This window comes from Plasticicumulans sp., from assembly GCF_035331805.1.
Lineage (GTDB): Bacteria > Pseudomonadota > Gammaproteobacteria > Competibacterales > Competibacteraceae > Plasticicumulans.
Window position 1 is genome coordinate 1 of the sequence record NZ_DAOLKE010000472.1, and the last position, 2,245, is coordinate 2,245.

Sequence of the window (2,245 nt, forward strand, 5' to 3'; positions counted from 1 at the left end):
CGTGCTCGATGGCGTCGGGTCTGCCGGGGCGCCACGGCTTCACGATGCCGCCCTCATAGCAGCGTGCAGCCGCTCGCCATCGGCGCAGCGGTCGCCGTAGCCGCGCCCGGCGCGGATACAGACGGCGCAGGTCCAGTGATGCGCGTAGAAGGCGGCAACGGCTGCGTGCTCAGCCGGCGTGCGCCAGGCGCCGAACGCGTCCTGAACGCGCCCGTCGTCAGGCCGGGGCGGTCGGGGCGCGTGCGGCTCGGGCGGGTCGTCGCCGGGATCGGCCGGCGGTCGGGTGCCCGGCGCCCACTGCCCGGACGCCAGCGTCAGCGACTCGAAGGCCTCGGCGCGGCTGCGCGGCTCGCAGTAGGCGCAGCGCCACGTCGGCGACGATGGCGAGCGCCACCAGCTAGGTGAGCCGCAGGCGCAGTGCCGGTCCGGCTCCGGTTCGGGGCAGGGGGGCATATACCCAATATCCCCAATATCCCCAATATCCCCAATATTCGCGGCGGGTCCGGGGGCAGGCTCGGGCGGGGTGGCTCTATACCCAATATCCCCAATATCCCCAAAATTCAGGGCGACGGGGGGTTTTTGGGGATTATGGGGATATTGGGTATAAGGGGGGCCGGCCTCAGCCGGTGCCCCCATCAGATCGCGCCAGCCCATCAGATCGCCCCCCGCAGCAGGTCGGGCCGTACCTGATACGCCGGTGACGGGCGGCCGGCGGCGCGGGCCTCGGCCTCGATCAGACGCAGATATCCGCGCTCCACCAGCATCGCGAAGGCCGGTTCGATGTCGGCGCGCGCCGGGAAACTGCCCTGCAGCGCCTTCCAGCCGTCGCGAGCGCGGAACGTGGTGTGCCGGGTACGCTCGATCCAGCGCCAGACCCTGCGCGCAGCCGACAGGCCGGGATCGGCCCCCATCAAGGCGAACGCGGCGAGCGCGTGCGCGGCGAGGGTCGCGGCCAGTTCGAGCGCCGCGCTCATCGTGGCCTCGCCGATCTCGGGCGGTATCTCGCCCGTGGCGTGCTCGGCGCAGTGCAGCAGGCCGGCGAGCCGTGCCGCAGCACCGGGCAGCTTGCCGGACCAGTCGCGGACGTGCTCGAAGCGCCCGCCGTCGCGCATGTCGATCTCGATGTGCCGCGCAAAGGCCTTCCACTCGATCCACGCGCCGCGGCTCAGGCTCAACGCATGCGGGTGTTCCTTCCCGGCTTCGTCCTTCGCGCGCTCGCGCTTGAGCAGCGCCCGCAGGCCGGTGTCGTAGGCATCGCGCACGCACTCAGGCACCGGTCGGCCGTCGAGCGTGCGATGCCCGAGCTTCGACGGCGGCAGCAGGTACAAAAAACGCCCGAGCAGGCCGCGCCCGCGGAATCCGGGCTTGGCTGCGAGGCCGGCAATCACGTCGGGCTGCGGCGATATGCCGATGGTCAGCGCCGGCGAGTTCATGTGCACCGGCGGGCGGCTGCCGCGGTCCACGCGCACCGGCGCCCCCGCGTGTGCCTGCAGGCACAGGTCGAGGTTCGGGATACCGTTCGAGTAGCGTCCGGCGAGGATGTCGAACAGCCCGCCCTCGTCGGACAGCAGCGCGATCCGCTCGGCGTTGCCGTGCATGACCGTGCCCAGGTGCTCCGGCGTGATGTCCTGCGCCCACAGCCGCGGCGGGGTTGGTATCTCGCTCAGGCCGGCCTCAAGGTCGGCGATGTCGCGCGTCAGATCGGCGCGGACGTTGTTGTCCTCGGTGCCGGCCGCTTTGGCGCGCAACTTGGCGGCGCGCGCCTCGATGGTCTTGCGCTCGCTGGTCAAGCGCGCGATCTCGCCGGCCATCGCCTCGGCTTCGTCGCGTTCCCACGCGGACAGCGGGGCAACCATCGCGCCCTGCACGGCCGTTTTTCGGTTCCCTGGCTCCAGCGCGCACAGCAGCCAGACGTTCAGGGGCTCGAAGTAGCCCGGTTCCGGTCGGACGCAGTAAACGCGCTGCACTGCCGCTGCGACCGCGGCCAGCCCGAAGGCGGCGGCGAGTTCGGGCGGCGTCTCGGTGGCGATGGCAACGGCGCGCGCCATCTCTCCGAGCCAGCCCGGCAGCAGGTCCGGGTTCAGCGCCGGCAGCGGCGGCGAGTCCAGCGGGATCAGGTCCGGCCAGCCGCTCGCCCCGTCGTCGATCTCCGGCCCGATCTCCGGCGCCTCGTCGATCAGCCGGCGCAGCGCCTCGATGCCGTCCTCGCGCAGTACGTCGGCAGCGTCACGCCCCATGGCGGCAG

Annotated in this window: 1 protein-coding gene; it reads right to left on the minus strand. The window is 72.0% G+C overall.

All coding sequences use genetic code 11. From position 1 onward, the window contains the following. Nucleotides 1–653: 653 nt before the first annotated feature. On the minus strand, nucleotides 654–2,245 hold a 1,592-nt coding region (locus PKE44_RS18515), incomplete at its 5' end, for a YfjI family protein (protein WP_324554183.1).